Annotated in this window: 17 protein-coding genes; 14 read left to right on the top strand and 3 right to left on the bottom strand. The window is 64.5% G+C overall.

What is annotated here, in order from left to right; all coding sequences use genetic code 11:
* Nucleotides 1–16 precede the first annotated feature (16 nt).
* From ACO6D6_RS13490 to ACO6D6_RS13460, 7 genes are all read left to right on the top strand, one after another.
* Nucleotides 17–2551 carry a hypothetical protein gene (locus tag ACO6D6_RS13490; protein WP_484785764.1) on the top strand — a complete coding sequence of 845 codons (2535 nt, stop codon included), beginning with the start codon at nt 17–19 and terminating at the stop codon, nt 2549–2551.
* 125 nt (nt 2552–2676) lie between these two features.
* Nucleotides 2677–3243, top strand: coding sequence for a hypothetical protein (locus tag ACO6D6_RS13485; RefSeq protein ID WP_484785763.1), 567 nt, complete (start codon nt 2677–2679; stop codon nt 3241–3243).
* 148 nt (nt 3244–3391) lie between these two features.
* Complete coding sequence (locus ACO6D6_RS13480) at nt 3392–3928, top strand: hypothetical protein (protein WP_484785762.1); 537 nt, start codon at nt 3392–3394, stop codon at nt 3926–3928.
* A gap of 148 nt (nt 3929–4076) precedes the next feature.
* Complete coding sequence (locus tag ACO6D6_RS13475; RefSeq protein WP_484785761.1) at nt 4077–4613, top strand: hypothetical protein; 537 nt, start codon at nt 4077–4079, stop codon at nt 4611–4613.
* A gap of 118 nt (nt 4614–4731) precedes the next feature.
* Nucleotides 4732–5301, top strand: coding sequence for a hypothetical protein (locus ACO6D6_RS13470; protein WP_484785760.1), 570 nt, complete (start codon nt 4732–4734; stop codon nt 5299–5301).
* Nucleotides 5302–5819: 518 nt separating this feature from the next.
* The gene (locus ACO6D6_RS13465; RefSeq protein WP_484785759.1) at nt 5820–6302 is read left to right on the top strand and encodes a hypothetical protein; all 483 of its coding nucleotides are present in this window, start codon (nt 5820–5822) and stop codon (nt 6300–6302) included.
* A gap of 33 nt (nt 6303–6335) precedes the next feature.
* The gene (locus ACO6D6_RS13460; RefSeq protein WP_484785758.1) at nt 6336–9734 is read left to right on the top strand and encodes a pyruvate carboxylase; all 3399 of its coding nucleotides are present in this window, start codon (nt 6336–6338) and stop codon (nt 9732–9734) included.
* A gap of 29 nt (nt 9735–9763) precedes the next feature.
* On the opposite strand, the gene ACO6D6_RS13455 is transcribed toward ACO6D6_RS13460, so the two are convergent.
* On the bottom strand, nt 9764–10375 hold the full coding sequence (locus tag ACO6D6_RS13455) for a hypothetical protein (RefSeq protein WP_484785757.1): 612 nt from the start codon (nt 10373–10375) through the stop codon (nt 9764–9766).
* A 44-nt stretch (nt 10376–10419) separates the two neighbouring features.
* Between ACO6D6_RS13455 and ACO6D6_RS13450 the strand changes: the two genes are divergently transcribed.
* Nucleotides 10420–11400 (top strand): NHL repeat-containing protein, encoded by a 981-nt coding sequence (locus ACO6D6_RS13450; protein ID WP_484785756.1) that lies wholly within the window; start codon nt 10420–10422, stop codon nt 11398–11400.
* 15 nt (nt 11401–11415) lie between these two features.
* On the opposite strand, the gene serC is transcribed toward ACO6D6_RS13450, so the two are convergent.
* Nucleotides 11416–12510, bottom strand: a complete 1095-nt coding sequence (gene serC / locus ACO6D6_RS13445) for a phosphoserine transaminase (protein ID WP_484785755.1) — start codon at nt 12508–12510, stop codon at nt 11416–11418.
* 80 nt (nt 12511–12590) lie between these two features.
* Here serC and nagA point away from each other — a divergent pair, with 80 nt between their 5' ends.
* The gene (gene nagA / locus ACO6D6_RS13440; RefSeq protein WP_484785754.1) at nt 12591–13709 is read left to right on the top strand and encodes an N-acetylglucosamine-6-phosphate deacetylase; all 1119 of its coding nucleotides are present in this window, start codon (nt 12591–12593) and stop codon (nt 13707–13709) included.
* Between the two features lie 35 nt (nt 13710–13744).
* Here the strand turns inward: nagA and ACO6D6_RS13435 are convergent, their stop codons facing one another.
* Nucleotides 13745–14374, bottom strand: a complete 630-nt coding sequence (locus tag ACO6D6_RS13435) for a GNAT family N-acetyltransferase (RefSeq protein ID WP_484785753.1) — start codon at nt 14372–14374, stop codon at nt 13745–13747.
* A 110-nt stretch (nt 14375–14484) separates the two neighbouring features.
* Between ACO6D6_RS13435 and ACO6D6_RS13430 the strand changes: the two genes are divergently transcribed.
* The 5 genes from ACO6D6_RS13430 (at nt 14485) to ACO6D6_RS13410 (ending at nt 22084) form a co-directional block, all read left to right on the top strand.
* Nucleotides 14485–15174, top strand: a complete 690-nt coding sequence (locus ACO6D6_RS13430) for an iron-dependent transcriptional repressor DtxR (protein ID WP_484785752.1) — start codon at nt 14485–14487, stop codon at nt 15172–15174.
* A 79-nt stretch (nt 15175–15253) separates the two neighbouring features.
* A complete protein-coding gene (gene trxA / locus ACO6D6_RS13425) occupies nt 15254–15619 on the top strand; it encodes a thioredoxin (RefSeq protein ID WP_484785751.1) in 366 nt (121 codons plus the stop codon).
* A gap of 245 nt (nt 15620–15864) precedes the next feature.
* Nucleotides 15865–17496, top strand: a complete 1632-nt coding sequence (locus ACO6D6_RS13420) for an NAD(P)-binding protein (RefSeq protein ID WP_484785750.1) — start codon at nt 15865–15867, stop codon at nt 17494–17496.
* Nucleotides 17496–21083, top strand: a complete 3588-nt coding sequence (gene nifJ, locus ACO6D6_RS13415) for a pyruvate:ferredoxin (flavodoxin) oxidoreductase (RefSeq protein ID WP_484785749.1) — start codon at nt 17496–17498, stop codon at nt 21081–21083. Before ACO6D6_RS13420 ends, nifJ begins: the two co-directional genes overlap by 1 nt.
* The gene (locus tag ACO6D6_RS13410; RefSeq protein ID WP_484785748.1) at nt 21071–22084 is read left to right on the top strand and encodes a dihydroorotate dehydrogenase-like protein; all 1014 of its coding nucleotides are present in this window, start codon (nt 21071–21073) and stop codon (nt 22082–22084) included. The genes nifJ and ACO6D6_RS13410 overlap by 13 nt, the downstream gene beginning before the upstream one ends.
* Nucleotides 22085–22173: the final 89 nt, after the last annotated feature.

The raw sequence follows: 22173 nt of genomic DNA, 5'->3' as shown, positions 1-22173 counted from the left end.
CGCGGCGTTGAGGAAGATGATCACCACGACGGTGCCCGAATTCTGGGAACGCTACGACGAGGCGTACCGGGTTCGTAACAGGGGGCTGGATGATCTCGAAGCCCGGATCAGGGCGGGGGAGGCGCTCACTCCTGTGGAGCAGGAGATCGAGATGACCGGTTTGGAGAATGCGCTCATCAAGACGATTGATGAGATTATTGCCGAGTACAAGGCGGCGATGGATGGGCTGGACGATGACGCCCAGACGGCCGCGACGGCGATCCAGAACACCCTCAACACGATTGTCGATCCGTCGCTGCAGGGGTCACGCAACCGGATCGGAGCGACATTGTTCAATGACATACCCGTGGTCGATGGCCAAGCAGAATGGGAACAGGCACAGGAGCTGGCGCCGCGGATCGCCGAGAGGATCAAGGATCCGAATCTGAGTCCGGAGGAGCTGCGGGCCTTCCACGACGAATACGGCAGTCTGCTCTCCAACCCCTTCGTGGCAAACGCATTGGGTGAAGTGGTCACTCCTCAGCAGATGGTGGAGTTTTCCACCCGGGTTAAGGCCACCGGAAAAGGCCTGGTCGATGTCAAAATTGGTGATGAGGTCAATCGTCAGATTGGCGCAGCCATGGTTCTTGCGTCCGGTGGCATGAACACTGATCCGAGCAATATTCATGATCAAACCTGCTTCGAAACCGCGAAGAAGGGGCTGATCGCCAACGACGGAACCAGCGTCGCAGATCGCCCCGCGAGTTTCACTGAGGGCATGAAAAACGCTGGGAGAGCAACCTATAAAACCTGGGGAGTTGCTGGAAAAATCGAGGGGTACAGCGCAATACTTCAACTCATGGGTGAGGCTGGAAAACAGAACAAGGATCTGGCGCTGGGGGCAGAATTCTTTAATTCTTCGAGCGGCGGGCGATCGGTTGCTCAGGATCTTGTCGCTTGGGATGCAACTTCAAAACACTACCAAGACATCGCTGCTGGCTATGGTAAAGTCCCATCTTTGTTCAATGCAATGGAGGGTGTTGTTGTTAGTGATACATCGCTTGACATGCGCGATCCGTTGCATGCAATGTACACGTTGATGGACAGGCCGGAAAATTTGAATTCAACCGGTGTTGCTGGATCTTCCGCGGAGTTGCCTGAGGGGAATAACAGGCAGGTTTCGGGGAAAATAGATCCCGCCTTGAAAGATGCCGATCGAGTTCGCCTCGACGGCATTCGAGAATTCTTGAACTCTAATACCCCAGAAGGTGTGGATGTGAGCATTCCTGGAGAGGGTATGAACCACGATAACGATGTAGACGGAAAAGACAAAGTGGCCAATATGACGAGATACCTCACGGGCTGGAGGCAATCCGCTTCCCCCGGTGCTCCGTATTTCGGGTTCCAGGATGGTGGTGAACAGTTTGGCAAGGTCATTCAGCAGGCATCCATTCCGGAAAAACACATATCCCTTGAAGGTGTTACGGATGAAGGCCTGAAAAATCAGTGGTGGAAACGGGATGAGCAGATCAAAAGGATAGCGGGTAACTTCATGTTCGGCTATCAGGACGGCCTGGAGCACCCGGCAGCTCTTCCCGGTAAAGACGAACACGACGGTCAGCGCATGTATGGGTACACCAACTCGCGCCTGCGGTCGTGGGCCGGCGTGATCATGAGCCCCCACATGGAGGATGTGACAATCTCCATGAAGGACCCCAAAAACACGAATGATGTCGTCGGAGGCGGGGACGACCGACACCAAATCACCTTCTCTTCCAGCATGCGGGGGCGTCTGCTGAAGAAGGCGGGGTTCTTCACGGACCTGGGGTTTGACAATCCTGCTGTCAATGACAATGGAACGCCAGACGATACCAAGGACGACTACTACGAAGGCGGCAGGGCTCCCGCTATCGACAATCTTCTCATGGCGGCGAAGGACAGCTATGAAGCTGAGCTACACGAGGCAGCCAAGAATAAGCGCTGGGATCAAGCCGAACAGGTTTCCAGCAAGTGGGCTCCGGCCATGGAAGCGCTGTTCACAGCCCCTGCCGATGCAAACGAGCAAGCCCTTCGAGCCCTGAACGAAAGAAACGCTCGTTGGCAGAAATTCATCGGCGCTGGAATCGGTGCAATCCCAATAGCGGGCGACCTCGCCAAAGGAGAATACGGGGGATGGATCGCCAATCAAGCAAGAAGCAATGGAACCGCCTCCGTTCTGGAAGCGTTTCTCCCAACGAACAATGAAAATGCTGATGCGCTTCCAGATGCCAAGGACATGGCTGAAGAATATATGAGCAGTGCCATCTATCAGGAAATGAGTATGCAGGGTGACTTCCCGACTACTGGAGAAAACTCTCCCGAAGCCTACGGTAAGAGAAGTGAGAGTTCTGATTGTAGTCTTATAAAAGAGGGTGGATTGCTCAAATCCTATTCTGAAATGAAGCCCGAGGAAAAAGATCTCTTCAAGAGATTCATTGCAGAAAAATATTCGGATTACGCTGAAGTGCATGAACGGAACCTGCATGCCATCGACTTGGCAAAAAATAAGCATGGCGAGGCGCGGACCCGGTGAATCGCGTGATGGCTTTCTTTGAAACGAGGTCCGCAAGGTCTCGTGTGAAGTACTTGTGGGAAAGTGTTCTCGTGGCGTTTTTGATATCCGCGAGTTTGGTTGGGTGTTCCCAAGGTGGGTCTGAGGTGGTTGAGTCTCCTTCGTCGGTTGTGACCATGACTGTTGGGCCTGTTGATGAATTTCATGTGGTTCCTCCTGAGGGGTGGGTCATGATTCCTCTGGGGCGTAAGTGGGGGTTTGTTCATTGTGTGGTTTCGGCGGATGGGAATGATGGGTTCTCGGCTGCATCGCTTCGGGTCAGCTATAAGGAAGTGCGGGAGTTGAAGGAGTATCGTGGCCAGAGGAGTGGCGATCACTTTGTGATCGACATCAGGAAAAGCCGCGATCAATCTCTTGGGGGTGCCCAAGGGGATGAAAATGTTACTGATGGACAGGTGTTGCCGGATCGGTTGATTGCCGGTGAGCGTGCTTACGGACATGAATATCTTCATACAAAGGATGGGGTGCCGCAGAGGTTTCAGAAGTGGTTCATAGGGCGTCATGACGGGCTCTGGACCATTACTTTGGTGTCTGCGCCTGGTGAGACGGTTGTTCCTGCTGAGGCTGTTGCTGCGCTGGACACCATTGAATGGATCCCGGCAGGTGGTGCTGGTTCGTCTGTGTCCCCGGTTCCCACTGCTGAGGAGAGTTGACCTTAGGTTTTTTTGAGGTTGGGGTCATATGGTGTTGCGGAGGCGAGGGCTGGTATTCGGGGCGGCTGCTCTGCTTGTGGTCGGGATTCTGGGTGGATGCGCCCGAGGTGGGTCTGAGGTGGTTGAGTCTCCTTCGTCGGTTGTTACCATGACCGTCGGAGATACTGATGAATTCCACGTGGTTCCGCCGAATGGATGGGTCGTGGTCCCCTTGGAGCCGAGGCAAGGGTTCATTCATTACGTGGTTTCGGCTGATGGGGAAAGGGGGTTTTCAGCTGCTTCGCTTCGAGTCGATTACAAGGATGTGGCGATGCTGAAAAGGTATCGCGGCCAAAGAAGTGGTGACCATTTTGTGATCGATATTAAGAAAAGTCGTGATCAATCTATGGATGGTGCTCAGGGAAATTTTGATATTGCTGATGCGCGAGCGTTGCCGGATCGGTTGATTGCTGGTGAGCGTGCTTACGGACATGAATATCTTCATACAAAGGATGGGGTGCCGCAGAGGTTTCAGAAGTGGTTCATAGGGCGTCATGACGGGCTCTGGACCATTACTTTGGTGTCTGCGCCTGGTGAGACGGTTGTTCCTGCTGAGGCTGTTGCTGCGCTGGACACCATTGAATGGATCCCGGCAGGTGGTGCTGGTTCGTCTGTGTCTCCGGTTCCCACTGCTGAGGAGAGTTGACCTTAGGTTTTTTTGAGGTTGTGGTCATATGGTGTTGCGGAGGCGAGGGGTGATATCCGGGGCGGCTGCTCTGCTTGTGGTCGGGATTGTGGGTGGATGCGCCCGAGGTGGATCTGAGGTGGTCGAGTCTCCTTCGTCGGTTGTGACCATGACCGTTGGGCCTGTTGATGAGTTTCATGTGGTTCCTCCTGAGGGGTGGGTCATGATTCCTCTGGGGCGTAAGTGGGGGTTTGTTCATTGTGTGGTTTCGGCAGATGGGAATGATGGGTTCTCGGCCGCATCGCTTCGGGTCGAGTATGAAGAGACGCGCGAGCTGAAAAGGTATCGCGGCCAAAGGAGTGGCGATCACTTTGTGATCGACATCAGGAAAACTCGTGATCAGTCTATGGGCGATTCTCAGGGAAATTTTGATATTGCTGAAGAGCGAGCGTTGCCGGATCGGTTGATTGCCGGTGAACGTGCTTACGGACATGAATATCTTCATACAAAGGATGGGGTGCCGCAGAGGTTTCAGGAGTGGTTTATAGGGCGTCATGACGGGCTTTGGACTATTACTTTGGTGTCTGCGCCTGGCGAAACGGTTGTTCCTGCTGAGGCTGTTGCTGCGCTGGATACCATTGGATGGATTCCGGCAGGTGGTGCTGGTTCGTCTGTGTCCCCGGTTCCCACTGCTGAGGAGAGTTGACCTTAGGTTTTTTTGAGGTTGGGGTCATATGGTGTTGCGGAGGCGAGGGCTGGTATTCGGGGCGGCTGCTCTGCTTGTGGTCGGGATTCTGGGTGGATGCGCCCGAGGTGGGTCTGAGGTGGTCGAGTCTCCTTCGTCGGTTGTTACCATGGCCGTTGGGCATGTTGATGAGTTCCATATCGCCCTTCCGGAAGGTTGGGGTATGGTCCCCTTGAAGCGGAAAGGGGGTTTTACTCATAGTGTGTTTTCTGCGGACGGAGGGAAAGGATTCTCGGCGGCGTTGCTTCGAGTAGGGCATGAAAGTGTGCGGGAATTGAAGAAGTACCGTGGTCAGGAGAGCGGCGACCATTTTGTGATCGATGTGGCAAAGGAACGTGATCAGTATATACGTGGCGATCAAGAGAATGGGGGGAGTGTTGGCGAGCGTGTGCTGCCGGATCGGTTGATTGCCGCTGACTGTGCTTTCGGGTACGAATATCTATATACGGAGAATGGCGGCGTATCCCGAAGATTCGAGAAGTGGTTTGTGGGGCGTCATGACGGGCTTTGGACTATTACTTTGGTGTCTGCGCCTGGTGAGACGGTTGTTCCTGCTGAGGCTGTTGCTGCTCTGGACACCATTGAATGGATTCCGGCAGGTGGTGCTGGTTCGTCTGCGTCTCCGGTTCCCACAGCCGTGGAGAGCTGATTTGGAGGTAGCTCTTCTTGCTGTGAAGTGACGGAAGCCACGCATCGGGAATTCGTGGAATGAGCCCTCCTGCGGCTGTTCCGAGACGCCAACCCGGGCCCTTCGTCAACAACCCCCGGCGCCTGGGTGATGTGTGATGCCTCGGATGGGGAGGACTGCGGATCGGCTCATCTGCGATCCGTGGATGCCGTGTTCCCCGGTTCCCCGTGAGGTGACATGGGTGTGCCAGGAGCGACCGGAGGCGGCGTGGCGTGGTGGATCATCCCCGAACCCCGGTGGCGCGACTGTCGAGTCCTCGCATCACTTGAAGGGTGGTGTGGGCGGGTGCCGGTCAAAGGCTCTGGCACGGGCGGTTGCCTCGAGCCGTGGTGCTGATTCATGTCCTCCGTTTGGTCGCGCGGGTGACACGACGGGGGAAGAAGCGACGGTTTCGGGGTAGATCTTGAGTAACCTTGCCAGCGCAATTGATTAAACGATCATCTACCTGATGGTTGGGCTGTGACGAGAGAGGAACAACCATGAAATCAGCCAGGTTCGCAGGTCTCCTTTCTTTCGTGGCAGGTGTTCTCATGCTCGTTTGCGGCGCATTCGCATGGGGAATCACCTCCACCCAGCTCGCGTCCGAGAACATCACCGTCGCGAATGACGCCCCGGCCTTCGCCGGCGCGAAGGTGACGGGTCCCCTCACCGCCTTCTACCAGGCCGAGGCCGTCAAGAAACACACCCGTGCGGCGAGCAACAACCTGACCTACGCCGAACTCGGCGCCAAGGTGCAGGAGGCCAAGGACGCCGGTGACACCGCCACCGCCGAGCAGCTCCAGGCCACCCGCACCATGGTGGAAACCGGAAACTTCGTGCGCGCCTCCCTGCTGACCTCCGTCATGGCCTTCGGGGTCTCGGCCCTCGTGATGGGCGCCGGTCTGCTCTTCAGCTGCCTCGGCTGGGGCCTGTACCGGCTCTCCGCCGTTCACGCCCAGGATGCGGAACCGGAGGAGGCCTGAACCGGCTTCACACGTTGCCACTAGTCTTGGCGCATGTTCCAGAAGGTCCTTGTCGCCAACCGAGGCGAGATCGCTGTTCGAGCCGTCCGCGCCGCCTTCGAACGGGGGTGCAAGACCGTTGCCGTCTTCCCCTACGAGGACCGCAACGCCGACCACCGGATCAAGGCATCCGAGTCCTACCTGATCGGGGAGCGGGATCATCCCGTCAGGGCATACCTGGACATCGATGAGATCATTCGCGTCGCGAAAGAAGCCGGGGCCGATGCGGTCTACCCCGGCTACGGTTTCCTCTCGGAGAACCCCGAACTCGCCGCCGCCTGCGCCGCCAACGGGATCACCTTCGTCGGTCCCTCCGCCGAGGTGCTCGAGCTGGCCGGAAACAAAGTGCGGGCCCTCGAACAGGCCCGCAGGGCGGGGGTGCCGACCCTCAGATCGACGCCGCCGTCCACCGACCCCGACGAGCTGATCGCCGGCGCCGAGGAAATCGGTTTCCCGGTGTTCATCAAGGCCATCGCGGGTGGTGGTGGCCGCGGCATGAGGCGCGTCGACGATCCCGCCCGTTTCAGCGAGGAGCTGGGAGCCGCGATGCGCGAGGCCGAAGGGGCGTTCGGCGACCCGACGGTGTTCGTGGAGCAGGCCGTCGCGGCCCCCCGCCACATCGAGGTGCAGGTGCTGGCCGACCACCAGGGCAACGTCGTTCATCTCTTCGAACGCGACTGCTCCATCCAGCGCCGCCACCAGAAAGTGGTGGAGATCGCCCCCGCCCCCCACATCAGCGACGAGCTGCGCGCGGCACTGACCGCCGACGCGGTGAAGTTCGCCAAGGCCATCAACTACACCTGCGCCGGGACCGTCGAGTTCCTCGTCGAAACCTCGGGTCCGCGGGCCGGCAGCCACGTGTTCATCGAGATGAACCCCCGCATCCAGGTGGAGCACACCGTCACGGAGGAGATCACCGACGTCGACCTGGTGCAGGCGCAGCTGCGGATCGCGTCGGGGGAGACCCTGGAGGAGATCGGGATCCGCCAGGACGAACTGCACATCCGCGGCGCCGCCCTGCAGTGCCGCATCACCACCGAGGACCCGGCCAACTCGTTCCGGCCCGACACCGGCGTGATCCAGGCCTACCGTTCCGCCTCCGGCGCGGGCATCCGGCTCGACGGTGGCACCACCGGCACCGGGGTGGAGATCAGCCCCCACTTCGACTCGCTGCTGGTGAAACTCACCGCCCGCGGCCGCAGCCTCCACGATGCCGTGGTGCGGGCCAGGCGTGCCCTGGCGGAGTTCAGGATCCGGGGCATCGCGACCAACATCACCTTCCTGCGCGCGGTCCTGGAGGACCCGGACTTCGGCAGCGGCGTGGTGACAACCTCTTTCATCGACGAGAGACCCCACCTGCTGACGGGACGCATCCCGGCGGACCGCGGCACCAAACTGGCCCGCTTCCTCGCAGACGTCACCGTGAACCGACCCAACGGATCCGCCCCCACGTCCCTGGACCCATCGGCGAAGCTGCCCGGGCCGCTGCCCGCGGGCGAGATCCCCGACGGATCCCGCCAGCGACTCCTCGCCCTCGGCCCGGCCGGATTCGCCAAGGCCCTGCGTGAGCAGCGAGCAGTGGGCGTCACCGACACCACCTTCCGCGACGCCCACCAGTCGCTGCTCGCCACACGTGTGCGCACCCGCGACCTGGTGGCGGTGGCTCCCTGGCAGGCGCGGCTGCTGCCCGGGATGTTCTCCGTCGAGTGCTGGGGCGGGGCCACCTATGACGTGGCGCTGCGGTTCCTCGGTGAGGACCCGTGGGAGCGCCTCGCGAAACTGCGGGCCGCGATGCCGAACCAGAATCTGCAGATGCTGCTGCGCGGCCGCAACACCGTCGGCTACACCCCCTACCCGACCGAGGTCACCCGGGCCTTCGTGTCGGAGGCCGCGGAGGTCGGGGTGGACATCTTCCGCATCTTCGACGCCCTCAACGACGTCGAACAGATGCGCCCCGCGATCGACGCGGTGGTCCACGACACCGAATCGGTGGCGGAGGTGGCGCTCTGCTACACCGCGAACCTGCTCGACCCCGACGAGAGGACCTACACCCTCGACCACTACCTGCGGCTCGCCGAACGGATCGTCGACGCGGGGGCACACATCCTGGCCATCAAGGACATGGCGGGGCTGCTCAGGCCCGCCGCGGCCGCGAAGCTCGTCGCGGCGCTCCGGGAACGGTTCGAGCTGCCCGTCCATCTCCACACCCACGACACCACAGGAGGGCAGCTCGCCACCCTGATGGCCGCCATCGACGCCGGGGTGGATGCGGTTGACGTCGCGAACTCGGCGATGTCGTCGACCACCTCGCAGCCACCCATGTCGGCGCTGCTGATGGCCCTTGACGGCACCGACCGTGCCCCGGACATCGACCCGGGGGCGGTGCTGGACCTGGAGCCCTACTGGGAAGCGGTCCGCAGGGTCTACAAACCCTTCGAGTCGGGGCTTCCGGCGCCGACGGGGCGCGTCTACAGCCACGAGATCCCGGGCGGGCAGCTGTCCAACCTGCGCCAGCAGGCAATCGCGCTCGGCCTGGGTGACAAGTTCGAGGCCATCGAGGCGATGTACGCCGCCGCCGACAAGATCCTGGGACGCCCCACGAAGGTCACACCTTCGTCGAAGGTGGTGGGTGATCTGGCGCTGCACCTGGTGGCGGTCGGTGCCGATCCGGCGGAGTTCGCCGCGGAGCCACGTCGCTTCGACATCCCGGATTCGGTGATCGGTTTCCTCAACGGGGAGTTGGGCGAACCCGCGGGAGGCTGGCCGGAACCGTTCCGCACCCGTGCCCTGGAGGGTCGCCGCAAACCGCCGCGCGTCACTCAGGTGGCGCCCGAGGACCTCGCCCTGCTTGAAACCCCGGGCGTCGAACGGCAGAGCACCCTCAACCGTTTGCTCTTCCCCGGGCCGACACGGGAGTTCCAGCAGAAACGCGACGAGTTCGGCGACGTCTCCGTGCTGCCGACGGTGCCCTACCTGTACGGGATGGAACCCGGCCACGAATACCCCGTCACCCTGGAGAAGGGCGTCACGCTGCTGCTCGGCCTGGAGGCCATCGGCGCCCCCGACAAGTGGGCCAAACGCAACGTCATGACCCTTCTCAACGGACAGTTGCGTCCGGTCAGGGTGCGCGACAACTCCCTCGAGTCGGAGGTGGCCTCCGCGGAGAAGGCGGATCCGGGCAACCGCGGGCACGTCGCGGCACCGTTCGCGGGGGCCGTGACCGTGACCGTCGCGGAGGGTGACGAGGTCGCGGTCGGAGATCAGGTGGCCACCATCGAGGCCATGAAGATGGAGGCCGCCATCAATGCGCCCGTGGCGGGCGTGGTCAAACGGGTGGTGCTGATCGGCACCACACAGCTCGACGGCGGCGACCTGGTGGTCGTGATCGAGTAGCTCCCGGGTTCCTTTCCCGGGCCGGTGGGTCAGGCCGGTTGCTCAGGGACGGCTTGATCCACCACGACGACGTCCTCCCGGTCGGACAGTTCCCGGAGGAACTTCAGGAGGGGTGCGACGACGTTTCGCGTGGCCTCGTCCAAGGTTTCCGGGTCTATTTCCCCGAGGGCCTCGCGGGTGGCAACGGCGTGGCCGTGGTGGCCGTAGCCCGCCTGCATCCCGGGCAGCGGCATCAGCGGGATGCCCAGCGGTCGCTTGCCCAGACGGGTCACCGACAGAGTCGAGGGCAGGCCCCGGCGCGCCAGGTCGAACTCCACCGAGTCGAGGCGCCGGTACTCGATCCGGGTGGTGGGGCCGGCCAGGTGCTCCAGCCACAGCAGGAGCACTTCCCAGCACTGCCCGAGTCTTTCCTGAGGAACGAACCCGCCTTCCAGGAGGGTGCTCGCGTCCCGCATCAGGGGGCGTGAGGGATCCACCTCCAGGTCGGGATTGCGGCGGAACAGCCCCCAGCGGCGTTTCATGACCGGAGCGGGGTAACGTTCCGCGAACACCCTTGTCAGCGCCTCCGCCACCTCGGGTGGGGCGCCGAAGATGTCCCTGACATCGTCGATGCGGATGCCGAAGAGCCTCATCGCTCGCATGAAACACAGCCTACAGGGCAAAGCCCAGTATGCTGGCCGACACCATGAGTTCCATTCGACGCATCGCCGCAGTCGCTGCGGCGACCGCGTGCCTGGTCTGGGGGGGAACCCCGGCCTTGGCCGACGTGACCATTTCCGACGCGGCCAGCCCCCTGACAGGGGTGGCCTTCGATCCGCGGTCGTCGCGGCTGTTCGCGGTGTCCGAGACCGACGGAACCAACATTCTGGTCACGGACGCCAAGGGTGCGAAGCTGGGATCCGTCAGTTTCTCCGCCAAAGCCGAGTCCGTTCAGGGCTTGGCCGTGTACTCGGGTTCGCTCTACGTGGGGGATGTGGGGGATCCCGGGGACAACCGCAACAAGATCACCGTGTACAAGCTCCCCCTCGAACTCGGCAAACAGTCCTACAACTCCTACGACTTCCGCTACCCGGACGGGTCGCACGACGCCAAGGCGGTGCTGGTCTCGGGCAGGGGACGCATCTATGTGGTGACAGCGGGCGAGAACCCCGGCATCTACTACTCCGAGCTGGAGCCGTCGCGTTCAGGGGTGAACAAACTGAGCCGCGCCTCCGACGCCCCGTCGGGGGTGACCGATGGGGTCTTCCTCTCCGACGGTGTCACCATGGCGCTGCGAACCGGAACCGGGGTGCAGGTCGTCGACGCCTCCAGCTGGGAAACCCGCGCCACCCTCACCTATCAGGGCGCCCCCGACGGGGAATCGATCACCACTTTCAGCGGGGACCGGATGCTGGTGGGTGCGGGGCCGCTGCTGCGGGAGGAAGCCGTGCCCACTTCCGACGGCACCGTCACGATCTCGCCGTCGGGCGAGGCTTCTGCAACGCCCTCCCCGGAGCCATCCGAGAACCCCGCGAGCAGCGCCTCACCCGCCCCGCAGGAAACCACCACGCAGGCCCCCGAGGAAAAAACCACCCAGCCGGCGCGGGGAGGCACCCGCCTGGCCATCGGGGCCGCCGCGGTGCTGGCCCTGGCCCTGGGAGCCGTGGTCTTCTTCCGCAAGAAGTAGGAAACCGCTACCTGCTCACAGGCTCTCCACGACGTGGTCGATGCAGGCGGTCAGGGCCTCCACGTCGGCTTGGTCAACGGATGCGTAGGTTCCGATCCGCAGCTGGTTGCGTTTCAGCGCGCGGTAGGGGTCGATGTCCACGATCCCATTGCTGCGCAGCTCGGCTATCACACGGGCGGCATCCACCCCGGGAATCAGGTCGATGGTCGCGACCACGGGGGAGCGATGCGCCGGGTCGGTGACGAACGGGGACGCGTACGACGACGCCTCTGCCCAGGCGTACAGGTGGTCGCTCATCCGGCGGCAACGTTCCTCGGCGGCGTCGATCCCGCCCAGGTCCAGCAGCCAGTTGATCTGGTCCTCGAGCAGCAGCAGGGTCGCGATTGCGGGGGTGTTCAGGGTCTGGTTCCGGGCCGAGTTCGCGGCCGCGACGTTCAGGTTCAGCGACTCCGGGATCCAACGGCCCGAGGCGGCGATCCGTTCTGCGCGCTCCAGCGCGGACGGGGAGCAGAAAGCCACCCACAAACCCCCGTCCGAGGAGAAGTTCTTCTGCGGGGCGAAGTAGTAGACATCCGTTCGTGAGATGTCGGCGGCCATCCCACCCGCCGCCGAGGTGGCATCGATCAGCACCAGGCCGTCGCCGATCCGCTCCACCGGGGCGGCCGCGCCCGTGGAGGTCTCGTTCTGCGCCCACGCCACCACGTCCGCGTCCTCCGGGGCGGGCAGGACCACGGCCCCCGGATCGCACTGGGTGACGGCCGGGTCGGCCAGGAACGGGGCCGCCGCGGCGGCGCGCGCGAACTTGCGGGTGAACTCCCCGAAGACGGCATGCGCGGAGCGCCGCTCGATCAGGGAACAGACCGCGACATCCCAGAACACGGTGGAGCCCCCGTTGCCGAGCACCACCTGGTACCCCTCCGGCAGCCGGTACAGCTCCCGAAGCCCCTCCTGAACCGTCGCGACGAGCTGTTTCACGGGTGCCTGGCGATGCGAGGTTCCCAGCACGTCGCCACGCAGCGAGAGGTATTCCAGGGCCTCGGGTCGCACCTTGGCGGGACCCGAACCGAAACGGCCGTCTGCGGGGAGGAGATCTTCGGGAATGGCGATCACCCCTGAATTCTCCCACGTATCTGAGAAACCGGACTGCGCGGTTCGACGGATGGGAGGAAAACCGGTGCTTGGATGATGGCATGACGAAACTGCGGGTCGGCCGGGCCGTGACGCCAAAGGGGACGATCGAGGAAGCGGTCATCGAGATCGCCGACGGCCGGGTGGTGGCCATCACGCAGGGAGGGGGAACCGGCGATTCCTGGGCGGTGCCGGGTTTCGTCGACACCCACTGCCACGGCGCGGTCGGCGTCAGCTTCGGCGACCCGGATCCCGCCGCCAATCTGCGCGCCATCGAGTACCACCGCTCCCAGGGAACCACCACCCTGTTCGCCTCCACCGTCACCGAACCCATCGAGAAACTGGAGGCCCAGTGCCGGGTGCTGCGCGGGATCGTCGAAACCGGTGAACTCGACGGCATCCACCTCGAGGGTCCCTTCCTGTCCGAGGCCCGGAGGGGTGCCCACGACCCCGGTCTGCTGCGCGACCCCGAACCGGAACTCGTCGAACGGCTCATATCGGCGGGCGGGGCGGCACTGCGCATGGTCACCCTGGCCGTTGAACGTGACGGGGGAGAGGACGCCACCCGGCGTTTCACGCGGGCGGGCGTCAAGGTGGCCTTCGGGCACTCGGACGCCGACGAGCACGTCGCGGCCACGTCCATCGGGTGGGGGGCCTGCATCGCCACCCACCTGTTCTCCGCGATGCGTTCCATCCACCACCGGGAACCCGGTCCCGTGCCTGTGCTGCTCACCGACGACCGCGTGATGTGTGAACTGATCTGCGACGGCATCCACCACCGGCCCGTGATCGCGCGGATGGCCATTGACGCCGCAGGCACCGATCGCATCTGCCTGGTCACCGACGCCATGGCCGCCACCGGCCAGGGCGACGGACGCTACCTGCTGGGGGAGCTCAAGGTGGAGGTCCGGGACGGGACCGCCCGACTGGTCACCGCCGACGGCACCCCCGGTTCCATCGCGGGTTCCACCCTGACCATGGCCAAGGCGTTCAGTTTCGTCGTCGGCCGGGTGGGGCTGAGCATTCCCGAGGCCGCCCGGATCGCGGCCACCACCCCGGCCCGCTGGCACGGGCTGGCGGAGGTCGGAACCCTGGAGGCCGGCAAACGCGCCGACATCTGCGTCGTGGATGACGCGGGAGAGTTGCAACAGGTCTGGCGGCGGGGAGAACGCATCCGCTGAGAGGCCCCAAAGCCGGTTGAGCCGGTTCGTGGGCGTCAGGGCTTCTGAGCGGTCAGGGATGCGAGGGTGGTCCGCACCCTTGATTCCAGACCGGCTCGCACCACCGGCCATTCGGCGGACAGGATCGAGAAGACCACGGTGTCGCGCCAGGAGCCGTCCTCCCGCGGCTGATGATGCCGCAGCACTCCCTCCTGTACGGCCCCCAACCGGGCGATCGCGTCCCGGGAGCGCTGGTTGATGGAGTCGGTCTGGAGTTTCACACGCTCGAAGCCGCAGTCCTCGAAGGCATGCCCCAGCAGCAGGAGCTTCACTTCCGCGTTCAGCCCCGTGCCCCACAGGGCTGGTCGGTACGCCGTCCAGCCCGCGTGGGCGCGCTGCGCCCGGGGTTCGAGATCACCCAGGGACGTGGTTCCGACCACCTCGCCCGCCGGGCCGAAACGGGTGTCACCGGTCAATCGGATAGTGTACATGGCCCGGTCCTCGCCCGCACCGGCGATCAGACGGCCGATCGCCGCCACCCGGTCCGTGGCGCCGCCCGCGTACCCGAGGGTGAACACCCGTGGATCGTCGAGCGCCTCCACCAGTTCCGTCTCGTCCCTCGGCTGGGTGGGATCGAGTCTCACGAGCCGACCCGTCAGAGTCCTGCCGTCGGGATTGCGCGCCATGGAACACATCTTTCCACTCCGCGTTCTGGGATTTTTCGGGGCGGACCGTGAATACGGGGGTCCATGTCGCGAAACCGCACTAACATTGCCTCGAAGGAGGCATGAGTGGCATGAGCGAGCTGATCGACACCACGGAGATGTACCTGCGTACGGTGTATGAATTGTTGGAGGAAGGAGTGCCGCCGCTGCGGGCCCGGATAGCCGAGCGCCTGCACCAGTCCGGCCCCACCGTTTCCCAGACGGTGGCGCGCATGGAGCGTGACGGCCTGCTCACGGTCAAGGCCGACCGCACGATCAAACTCACCCCGAAGGGCGCCCGGCTGGCGCGTGACGTGATGCGCAAACACCGGCTGGCGGAATGCCTGCTCACAGAGGTGATCGGCCTCGAATGGGAGAAGGTGCACGAGGAGGCCTGTCGCTGGGAACACGTCATCTCGGACGAGGTTGAGCGTCGGCTGCTCGGGATCCTCGACTCGCCGACCCGTTCCCCGTACGGAAATCCCGTCCCGGGGCTCAGGGACCTCGGGCTTGAGCACGACCACGTGCCCTTCCGGCAAGGGGTCGTGCCGTTGTCCGAGGTGGTTCCGAACCGGGGCGAGGTGACCGTCACCATGGAGCGGATGAGCGAGCACCTCCAGGCCGACGAGGAGGTGCTCTCGGCTCTCGCCGCCCTGGGGCTCCGGCCGGGAGCGGAGTTCGTGGTGCGTCGCGTGGGGATCGACCTCAGGTTCTGCGTCGGCGACGAGGCGGTCACGGTGGACGAGGCGGTCGCGGAACTGCTCTTCGTCGCCGCCCCCTGATCCCTCATACCCCGGGGGGAATAAATGGGGTGAAGTCTTCGTTGGTTGGAGTGAACAGCGAAACCCCGAGTGAGGAAACATGGCAACCACAAATCTGACCAAGGATAACTTCGGCTCCACCATCGAGGGAACCGATGTCGTGCTCGTCGACTTCTGGGCCTCGTGGTGCGGGCCCTGCCGTCGGTTCGGGCCGATCTTCGAGGAGGCCTCCGGTCGTCACGACGGGGTCGTCTTCGGCAAGGTGGACACAGAGGCCGAACAGGATCTGGCCTTCGCCCTCGACATCCAGTCCATTCCCACCATCATGGCCTTCCGTGCCGGTGTCCTTGTGTTCAGGCACAGCGGCCTGCTGAACGGGGCCCAGCTTGACGATCTCGTCAAGCAGGTCAAGGAACTCGACCCGGAGAAGCTGAAGGAGGAGGCGCGGAAGGGCTCCGCCGACTGATTCGGGCTCAGGTCCTGTTGTGGGGGCGCCGGATCGGGTGATCCAGCGCCCCCGCTGCCGTCACCGGTCTTCCTGTCACGGGAAACGCGACGGCGGAAACGTGGTCTCGTCCCCCGATGCGTTCGCGGCGGGACATAGTGCACCCTTGCTTCAATAGGCGCGGTTTTCCTCGCGAATTTATGGGGCATGGTGTCCCTTAATCGTCCTATTATTGACGGCAGTAGTCGTAGCGACGGAGGGAAACCATGACCGAGCGCGATGATGTGACTGGTCTGCCCAATTTGTTGACAACCACGGGGCGGGTCGCTCCGGTGCGATCCAGGAAGCCCATCTACCTGGACATGCTGCCCCCATGCAACGCGGGATGCCCTGCGGGGGAGAACATCCAGGAGTGGTTACGCCTGATAAAAGCGGGCCAACACGAGGCGGCCTGGCGGCAGCTCACCGCCGACAACCCCTTCCCGGCCATCCACGGCCGCGTTTGTTATCACCCCTGCGAGACCGCCTGCAACCGCAAGGATCTCGACACGGCCGTCTCCATCCACTCGGTGGAACGTTACCTGGGGGACCTGGCCCTGGAACGTGGCTGGCGGTTCGAGATGCCGCGCCGCGACTCCGGACGGCGGGTGTTGATCATCGGCGCCGGGCCTTCCGGGCTGTCGGCCGCCTACCACCTGCGCCGCCTCGGCCACGAGGTGGAGATCCACGACTCGGCCGACGCCCCCGGCGGCATGATGCGCTACGGGATTCCCGAGTACCGGCTGCCCCGCGACGTCCTGGACGCCGAGGTGGCGCGGATCACCGACATGGGTGTGGTGATCCGCAACAACGCGCCGGTCACCGACCTGCTCGCCACGCAGGTGGAGGGCCGTTTCGACGCGGTGTTCGTGGCCATCGGAGCCCACCTGTCCAAACGCGTTGACATCCCCTCGGCCGACGCCACCAGGATGGTCGACGCAGTCAGTTTCCTGCGCGATGTCGCCAGGGGCGAGAGGCCCGTCATCGGGCGCCGGGTCGCGGTCTACGGCGGCGGCAACACCGCCATGGACGCCGCCCGCGTGGCCCGCCGGCTGGGAGCCGAGGAGTCGGTGATCGTCTACCGCCGCACCGTCGAGCAGATGCCCGCCCACGCCGAGGAACGCGAGAGCGCGGAGCAGGAGGGGGTGAGGATGAACTGGCTGCGGACCATCACCGAGATGGGCGAGGAGGACCTGACCGTCGAGATCATGGAACTCGACGAGGAGGGCAGGGCACGCGGGACCGGGCGGTTCGAGAAACTCGCCGCCGACACCGTGATCCTGGCCGTCGGTCAGGAGGCCGACACCGGTTTCCTCCAAGCAGTTCCCGGGATGGTCTTCGACAAGGACGTGGTGCAGGTCGATCCCGAAACCCTCATGACGAACGTTCCCGGGATCTTTGCGGGCGGTGACATGGTGCCGAGCGAACGCACCGTCACCGTCGGTGTCGGACACGGTAAGAAGGCCGCCCGCTGCATCGACAAGTGGCTGAACCTCGACGTCACCCCGCGCGCCCCGAAACACCCGATCGTCCACCTCGACCAGATGAACCTGTGGTACTTCGGCGGTCACACCCGCCGGGTCCAAGCCGAGCAGGCCCCCGAGACGCGCGTGTCCGACTTCGGTGAGATCGTCGCGGGTCTCAGCCCGAAGGAGGCCGAGTTCGAGGCCCGGCGCTGCCTGTCCTGCGGCAACTGCTTCGAGTGCGACGGCTGCTACGGCGCCTGCCCCGAGGACGCCGTCATCAAGCTCGGACCCGGCAACCGGTACCGCTTCGACTACGAACGCTGCACCGGATGCGCCACCTGCTACGAGCAGTGCCCCGTGCACGCAATCGAGATGATCCCGGAGGGTCAGTGATGAACCAGCGCACCATCATCGACGGCAACGAGGCCGCCGCCGACGTTGCCTACCGGCTGAGCGAACTCTGCTCCATCTATCCGATCACCCCCAGCTCCACCATGGCCGAACTGGCCGACGAATGGTCCTCCCACGGGCGCAGGAACGTCTTCGGCACGGTGCCCACCGTCGTCGAGATGCAGTCCGAGGGCGGCGCGGCCGGAGCCATGCACGGCGCCCTCCAGGGCGGGGCCCTGTCCACCACCTTCACCGCCTCGCAGGGCCTGCTGCTGATGATCCCCAACATGTACCGGATCGCCGGGGAACTGACCTCCACGGTCTTCCACGTAGCGGCGCGTTCCCTGGCCACGCAGGGCCTGTCGATCTTCGGCGACCACCAGGACGTGATGGCCGTGCGTCAGACGGGCTGCTGCATGCTCAGTTCCGCGTCGGTGCAGGAGGCCCACGACATGGCGGCCGTCGCGCATCTGGCGACCCTGCGCGCCCGGCTGCCGTTCGTGCATTTCTTCGACGGCTTCCGCACCAGCCACGAACTCAACACCTTGGTCAAGCTCACCGACGACCAGCTGCGTGAACTGGTACCCGCCGACCTGGTCCGTGAGCACCGCGCCCGGGCGCTGAGCCCCGAGAACCCGTTCATCCGCGGCACCGCACAGAACCCGGACACCTACTTCCAGTCGCGCGAGACCGCGAACCGCTATTACGACGCCGTGCCGGGGATCCTCACCGAGGTGCTGGAACACTTCGAGAAGGTCTCGGGTCGCCGCTATCGCACGGTGGAGTACCACGGCCATCCCGAGGCCGACCGGGTGGTGGTGATCATGGGTTCGGGGATCGAGACGATGATCCCCGTGGTCAGGCACCTCAACGAGGCGGGGGAGAAGGTGGGTGTCCTGTTCGTGCGGCTCTACCGGCCCTTCCCGAAGGAACACCTCCTGGCCGCGTTGCCCGCCACCGTCCGGAAGGTCGCGGTCCTGGACCGCACCAAGGAGCCCGGTGCGGGGGGCGAACCGCTGTTCCTCGATGTCTCCTCCGCCATCGGGGAATCCGTGTCCCGCGGGGACCGGGATGTCATGCCGGTGCTGACCGGCGGTCGCTACGGCCTGTCCAGCAAGGAGTTCACCCCCGCCATGGCGAAGGCGGTCTACGACGAGCTGGCGAAGGAACACCCCCGGCCGCGTTTCACGGTGGGCATCAACGACGACGTCACCCACCTGTCCCTCGACGTCGATCCCGATTTCCAGCTCCTCGACCCGCAGACCCACCGCGCCGTGTTCTACGGGCTGGGTTCGGATGGCACCGTCGGAGCCAACAAGAACACCATCAAGATCATCGGCTCCGATCCCGATACCTACGCCCAGGGCTACTTCGTCTACGACTCCAAGAAATCGGGTTCGCGCACCGTCTCGCACCTGCGTTTCGGCCCCAACCCGATCCAGGCGCCGTACCTGGTGACCCGGTCGGATTTCATCGGCTGCCATCACTGGTCGATCCTGGAGCGGGTGGACGTGCTGGAGTTCGCCCGGCCCGGCACGACGCTGCTGCTCAATTCCCCCTATCCGGCGGATCAGGTGTGGGAACAGCTGCCGCGCCCGATGCAGGAGAAGATCGTCGAGCTGGGCATCTCCCTGCACGTCATCGATGCCTCCGCGGTCGCGCGGGCCGCGGGTCTCGGGTCGCGCACCAACACGGTGTTGCAGACCTGTTTCTTCGCGATCTCCGGTGTCATGCCGCGTGAGGAGGCCATTGAGAAGGTCAAGGCCGCCATCACCAAGACCTACGCCCGCAAGTCGATGGCCATCGTGCAGAAGAACCACGAGGCGGTCGACGCATCCCTGGCCCACCTGCACGAGGTTCAGGTACCCACCTGCGCCACCGGGCAGCGGGACCTGATCCCACCCGTCCCCTCGGACGCCCCACAGTTCGTGCGGGAGGTCACCGCGACGATGCTGGTCGGGCGCGGTGACGAACTGCCGGTCTCGGTGCTGCCCGTCGACGGTTCCTACCCGTCGGGCACCACCCGCTACGAGAAACGCAACATCAGCGAGATCATCGCGGTGTGGGACAACGAGTCCTGCATCCAGTGCGGGAACTGTTCCTTCGTGTGTCCGCACGCCGTGCTGCGCGCCAAGTACTACCCCTCCGAGGTGGTCGAGAACGCCCCCGAGGGTTTCCTCAGCCAACCGCTCGACGCCGCGGGCCTGCCCGACACCAATTACACGCTGCAGGTCTACGCCGAGGACTGCACGGGCTGTGGGTTGTGCGTCGAGGCCTGCCCCGTCAGGCCCGTCGGGCAGCCGAACCGGCGCGCCATCAACCTGGAGCCGGTGCTGGAACGGGAGAAGGAAAAGGAAGCGGTCAAGTTCTTCGAGACCATCCCGCTCAACGACCGCCGCAACGTGGACTTCGGCACCGTGCGTGGCACCCAGTTCCTGGAGCCGTTGTTCGAGTTCTCCGGGGCCTGCTCCGGGTGTGGCGAAACCCCGTACCTGAAGCTGCTGACCCAGCTGTTCGGGGACCGCGTCACCGTCGCCAACGCCACCGGCTGCTCGTCGATCTACGGCGGCAACCTGCCCACCACCCCGTGGGCGAAGAACGCCCAGGGGCGCGGACCGGCATGGTCGAACTCGCTGTTCGAGGACAACGCCGAGTTCGGGCTCGGGCTCCGGCTGGCCGCCGACCTGCACCGCGACATGGCGCGTCACCTCCTGGAGGAACTGCGCTCCGAGATCGACGACGACGAACTGATCGACTCGTTGCTGGCCGCGAAACAGCGCATGGAGTCGGGCCTGGCCCGGCAGGCCGCCCGTGTCGACCGTCTCAAGGCGCGGCTGGCGGAGCTGGAGGGCCCGAAGATCGAGGACCTCAAGAGCGTCTGCGACCATCTGTTGCGGCGTTCCGTCTGGATCGTCGGCGGTGACGGCTGGGCCTACGACATCGGTTCTTCCGGCGTCGATCACGTGCTGGCCTCGGGGCGCAACGTCAACGTGCTGGTGCTGGACACCGAGGTTTACTCCAACACGGGTGGTCAGGCGTCCAAGTCCACCCCGCTGGGGGCGGTCGCGAAGTTCGCATCCGCGGGCAAGCTCACCAACAAGAAGGACATGGCCATGCAGGCGATGGCCTACGGGTCGGTGTACGTGGCGCGGGTGGCGATGGGCGCGGACCCGCAGCAGACCCTGAAGGCGTTCCGCGAGGCGGAGGCCTACGAGGGGCCGAGCCTGATCATCGCCTACAGCCACTGCATCGCCCACGGCATCGACATCCGCAAGGGCCTGGAGCAGCAGTACCGGGCCGTCAATTCCGGGCACTGGCCGCTGATGCGTTACAACCCGGTGATCCGGGAGAACGGCGGCAACCCGTTCCTGCTCGACAGCCCCCGGCCGCGCCTGAAACTGCGCGAGTACCAGGATGCCGAACTGCGCTACAAGGTGTTGCGCGCCGCCGACCCGGAGGAGGCCAATCGTCTCATCGACATCGCCCAGGCGCAGGTGGACCGGCGCTGGGCCGAGTACGAGGAGCTGGCGCTCCGGGGCGCTGAGAAGTTCGCCGCCGACCCGCGCAAGGAGGAATCGTGGCAGATCTGAGGAGCAGCTACCTGGGACTGGAACTGCGCAACCCCGTCATCGCCTCGGCCGGGCCACTGAGCCAGAGCGTCGAGGACATCAAGGCGCTGGCGGATGCGGGGCTCGGTGCTGTGACCATGTTCTCCCTGTTCGAGGAGCAGCTGTTCCGCGACGCGGAGCGCTTGGTGGAACTGGAGGAGCAGTTTGCCGACATAACCCCGGAGGCCGTCAGCTTCTTCCCGGAGGTGCCGCGTGCAGAGGCCGATGCTGTCACGAACTACCTGCGGCTCGTCGAGAAGGGCGCCCAGGCCATCGACGTGCCGCTGATCGCCTCCCTCAACGGCGCCTCCCGCGGGGGATGGGTGCACTCGGCGCGCAGCCTGCAGGACGCCGGGGCGGCCGCGCTGGAGCTCAACATCTACTACGTCCCGGGTGACCTAACCCTGGGAGGTGAAGATGTGGAGCAGCGTCACCTCGACATTCTCCGGGCCGTGAAGTCGGAGGTGAGCATCCCGGTGGCGGTGAAACTCAGCCCGTACTTCTCGTCGGTCGGTGCGATGTGTCAGCGACTCGACCGGGCCGGAGCCGATGGCCTGGTGCTGTTCAACCGGTTCCTGCAACCCGACATCGACCTGGATCGGCTGGAGGTGGTCAGCGGGGTGACGCTGAGTTCGCCCGTGGACGCCCGCCTGCCGCGCACCTGGATCGCGGTGCTGCACGACCACGTGGAGGCCTCGCTCGCGGCCTCGTCCGGGGTGGATCAGCCCGAGGACGTCGTGAAACACCTGCTGGCCGGGGCCGATGTGGTCTGCACCACCTCGGCGCTGGTGCGTCACGGCGTCGAGCACGCCACCCGCCTGGTCGAGGGGCTCGATTCCTGGCTCGACAGCCGGCGGCTCACCTTGGACCAGGCCCGTGGCATGTTGGCCGTGCCGGCCAACACCCCGGTCGATGCCTACGAGCGTGCGGGGTACGTCGCCGCATTGGAGAAGGCGAAGACGACCTACGGGTCGCTGTCCTGACGGGATGCGCTCCGCGACGCCGGTTGGGTTCTCACGGCCCGGCCGGCGTTGCTGTTTCCGGAATCCAGCCGACTCGGGCCCGGGCAAAT

The sequence above is a fragment of the Arachnia sp. genome (assembly GCF_057238465.1).
The sequence above is the reverse complement of the archived record's forward strand: the minus strand, read 5'-3'. Positions and strand labels throughout refer to the sequence as shown.

Bases quoted from the DNA above. Each gene is read 5' to 3' on its own strand.
- ACO6D6_RS13490 (WP_484785764.1), top strand. From the start codon at position 17: ATGATCACCACGACGGTGCCCGAATTCTGGGAACGCTACGACGAGGCG.
- ACO6D6_RS13480 (WP_484785762.1), top strand. From the start codon at position 3,392: ATGACCGTCGGAGATACTGATGAATTCCACGTGGTTCCGCCGAATGGA.
- ACO6D6_RS13475 (WP_484785761.1), top strand. From the start codon at position 4,077: ATGACCGTTGGGCCTGTTGATGAGTTTCATGTGGTTCCTCCTGAGGGG.
- ACO6D6_RS13465 (WP_484785759.1), top strand. From the start codon at position 5,820: ATGAAATCAGCCAGGTTCGCAGGTCTCCTTTCTTTCGTGGCAGGTGTT.
- ACO6D6_RS13460 (WP_484785758.1), top strand. From the start codon at position 6,336: ATGTTCCAGAAGGTCCTTGTCGCCAACCGAGGCGAGATCGCTGTTCGA.
- ACO6D6_RS13455 (WP_484785757.1), bottom strand. From the start codon at position 10,375: ATGCGAGCGATGAGGCTCTTCGGCATCCGCATCGACGATGTCAGGGAC.
- ACO6D6_RS13450 (WP_484785756.1), top strand. From the start codon at position 10,420: ATGAGTTCCATTCGACGCATCGCCGCAGTCGCTGCGGCGACCGCGTGC.
- nagA (WP_484785754.1), top strand. From the start codon at position 12,591: ATGACGAAACTGCGGGTCGGCCGGGCCGTGACGCCAAAGGGGACGATC.
- ACO6D6_RS13435 (WP_484785753.1), bottom strand. From the start codon at position 14,374: ATGGCGCGCAATCCCGACGGCAGGACTCTGACGGGTCGGCTCGTGAGA.
- ACO6D6_RS13430 (WP_484785752.1), top strand. From the start codon at position 14,485: ATGAGCGAGCTGATCGACACCACGGAGATGTACCTGCGTACGGTGTAT.
- trxA (WP_484785751.1), top strand. From the start codon at position 15,254: ATGGCAACCACAAATCTGACCAAGGATAACTTCGGCTCCACCATCGAG.
- ACO6D6_RS13420 (WP_484785750.1), top strand. From the start codon at position 15,865: ATGACCGAGCGCGATGATGTGACTGGTCTGCCCAATTTGTTGACAACC.
- nifJ (WP_484785749.1), top strand. From the start codon at position 17,496: ATGAACCAGCGCACCATCATCGACGGCAACGAGGCCGCCGCCGACGTT.